Origin of the sequence: Dietzia cercidiphylli (assembly GCF_014145145.1) — a bacterium.
Taxonomy (GTDB): domain Bacteria; phylum Actinomycetota; class Actinomycetes; order Mycobacteriales; family Mycobacteriaceae; genus Dietzia; species Dietzia natronolimnaea.
Genome location: NZ_JAALEA010000391.1, coordinates 1 through 2,827, shown reverse-complemented (window position 1 = coordinate 2,827; position 2,827 = coordinate 1). Strand labels below are relative to the sequence as shown.

At 64.3% G+C, this 2,827-nt stretch carries 4 protein-coding genes and 1 pseudogene; 3 read left to right on the top strand and 2 right to left on the bottom strand.

Annotation, left to right across the window (positions count from 1 at the left end; translation table 11 throughout):
• A pseudogene (locus tag G6028_RS13685) lies at positions 1-210 on the bottom strand (hypothetical protein); the annotation flags it as partial.
• A gap of 229 nt (positions 211-439) precedes the next feature.
• Here G6028_RS13685 and G6028_RS13680 point away from each other — a divergent pair.
• From G6028_RS13680 to G6028_RS13670, 3 genes are all read left to right on the top strand, one after another.
• Positions 440-1,156: a DUF3800 domain-containing protein gene (locus tag G6028_RS13680; protein WP_182659200.1), complete on the top strand. Its 717-nt coding sequence runs from the start codon at positions 440-442 to the stop codon at positions 1,154-1,156.
• Positions 1,157-1,382: 226 nt separating this feature from the next.
• On the top strand, positions 1,383-1,871 hold the full coding sequence (locus G6028_RS13675) for a PDDEXK nuclease domain-containing protein (protein ID WP_338404229.1): 489 nt from the start codon (positions 1,383-1,385) through the stop codon (positions 1,869-1,871).
• A 276-nt stretch (positions 1,872-2,147) separates the two neighbouring features.
• On the top strand, positions 2,148-2,399 hold the full coding sequence (locus tag G6028_RS13670; RefSeq protein WP_182659199.1) for a helix-turn-helix domain-containing protein: 252 nt from the start codon (positions 2,148-2,150) through the stop codon (positions 2,397-2,399).
• Between the two features lie 144 nt (positions 2,400-2,543).
• Here the strand turns inward: G6028_RS13670 and G6028_RS13665 are convergent.
• Positions 2,544-2,827, bottom strand: a 284-nt coding sequence (locus G6028_RS13665; RefSeq protein ID WP_277817610.1) for a CoA-transferase, incomplete at its 5' end; no start/stop codon positions are given.

Genomic DNA, 2,827 nt, shown 5'->3' with positions numbered 1-2,827 from the left:
CCACACCGCCGCCACCATCGCCGACATCGGCTCCGACAAATCCGGGGCCTCCGGCACCTCACCCGACGCGCCCGCGGCGTGCTCGCGCATCCATGCCGCCACCTCGCCGATCCGCACCCCCGCCTGTTTCTGCACCGCCCGCACGGTGACCTTGTCTCCCCGCGCGACGAGCACCCCATAGGCGTGAGCGATCTTCTCCGACGACGACATGGCAACCCCTCCAGATTCAACATTCGGTAACCGGTAACCGGTAACCGGTAACGCGACCTGTTACCAACGTTACCGCAGGCGCCGAACCGAAGCATCCCCGTCGCGCCAGTGCGCAGCAAACCGGCCGGAACCTCGCCGTCGGAGCACCCCTGCCAACCAACGAAGAACAAGGCGGGTCCCGGGCCACCGCGGCCCGCGCCACACAAGCCTGTCGCGCCCGAGTGAGACAATGGACTACGTGCTGATCGCCTATGTCGACGAGTCCTACGACCAGGACCTCTATTACATCGGGGCAGCAATCGCCGACTACGACCAATGGGAGCAACTCCACCAGCTCTACACCCAGATCGCCGAGCGAACCGCCACGAAACACGGCACCGATCCCACGGCCGAGTTCCATGGACACGAGATCATGGGCGGCGCAGGACAGTGGGCCAACCTTCGCGGCAAACACCGCGAAGCAGCTGGCCTCTACAGTGCCGTCCTACGGGCAGCACAACACGCGGGCGTGCGGTACCTCTTCGAAGGGGTGGACGTCAGACGCCTCAACGCCCGATATCGGTACCCGCAACAGCCCCACACCGTAGTGTTCCGCCACCTGCTCGAGCAGATCGACACTTACACTGCCCAACACGGCGCCGGAGAGCAGTCGATCGTCATCGCCGACGAGATCGCCACCAGCGCCCAACACCAGGACCAGTTCAGCGCCTACCAAGACTTCGGCACCGGCGGATACCGGCCAAGCCGACTTCAGCACATCTCCGCGCCCATCAACTTCGCCGACTCACGCCACACCCCCGGCCTACAGGCCGTCGACATGGCCGTCTACATCCACCGCCGAGCCCAGGCGGTGCACAATCAGCACCCCCGAGCTCAAGCAGTCACCGACAAACTCGCCCACCTGATCTACCAAAACACCCACCGGCAACGCACCTGGGAGCCCTAAATAAAACGAGGGCCCCCTCGCGGGAGCCCTCGGCAGGCAACGTTCCGGTATCCGGCCCGTTGTGCCCCCAGACTACCGCGCCACACCCGATCCACACCAGACCCCGACGAGACTCACCAGGTGATCCCGCACGCCCTAACGCTCAGCGAAAGCCGCCTCAACTCACCGAACCCGGCCGTGCGCTACGCCTGTCGGAGCCTACCTCCATTCTCCCCTGGCAGTTCAGGTGAGCATCGCCGGCTCCTGGACCGCGGAGCCAATCGCGCAACAGCTTGTTGCGCACGATTCCGAGCTCGCCCAACAGATCGCCAAGGACCCGCTGATCCTTGATTTTCTGGATCTGTCCGGCGAGGTCGCCGAACGGGGACTCGAGGAGTCTCTGACCGACCGGATCGTCGACACGTTGCGGGAGCTCGGCCCAGGATTCGCCTTCGCGGGAAAGCAGGTCCACTTCGACGTCGGTGGCGAGGAATTCTATGCTGACCTGCTGTTCTTCCACGTCGAGCAATTGCGGTATGTAGTCATCGAACTCGAGACCGGCAAGTTCAAGCCCGAACACGCCGGACAGCTGCAGTTCTACGTCGCCCTCGTCGAGGATCGCCTGCGCCGTACCGCACATGCCCCGACCGTCGGGAGCCTGGTCTGCCGATCGTGTCGTCCGCTACGCGCTGAACCCGGCCGGCGCGCCCCTGGCCGTCTCAACCTTCAGCTATGAGGCCTTACCCACCGCAGAGCAGGAGGCACTCCCCAGCGGGGATGACCTAACCGCAGCCTTAGCCCAAATCACCGGGGACGTCGAGGACCACTCATAAAATAACGTTGGAACACACTGTGCCCCCAAAACGGGGCTCGACCAGCCATGATGTGAACGCCGATAACTTATATTCTGTAAAGCTAACGATGCCGAGTTGTAAATTGTGCGAACTCGACCCTCCCCGAACTGCCCCTCGCCCGTAGTGCCCGACAGGCCGCGTGACCTGCGCGTGAACAGGTGCCGAACCAGCGCTTCGGCGTCGGTGAGGCCGAGCTGGCCCGCCGTATCGGGATCACTCGCCAGAATCTGCACCTGTGGCGCACCCGCGGCCTGCGCGGCCTGCCGGCCCGAACGACGCTCGACGACATGGCTACCGAACTGCGCCTTCCCTACGTCCAAGTTCTCGAGGCAGCCCTACGCGATACCGCCTACCTCGATGCCACCGACCTTCTTACCACCGCCGAGAAAGAGAGCCTGGTGAACGGATAGGTGACGTTGATGACGGAGGGGCCTTCGCGTCACCTAAACGTGCATCAGCCCCGGCAGCGGACAAGTGGGAAGGCTACTCGTGTTGGCTTGGGTGCCCACGACCACTACACGAACGTCACCCGGGGCGTGCTTGTTGATGACCGGTTAGGTGTGGACCTCGGCGCCCGTCTTGGCCCGGATCTCCCCGATCGTGACGCCCGGCGCCGACTCGACGAGCCGGAACCCTTCGGGTCCGATGTCCAGAACGCACAGATCGGTGACGACACGCTGAACACACCGGCGGCCGGTGTACGGCAGGGAGTTCTCGGCCATCAGCTTGACCTCCCCTTTACGGGTGACGTGGTCCATCATCACGATCACCCGGTTGGCGCCGTGGACCAGGTCCATCGCGCCTCCCATGCCTTTGACCATGGCGCCGGGGATCATCC

Excerpts from the sequence above, each read along its gene's own strand:
- G6028_RS13680 (WP_182659200.1), top strand. The coding sequence starts at position 440 with ATGGACTACGTGCTGATCGCCTATGTCGACGAGTCCTACGACCAGGAC.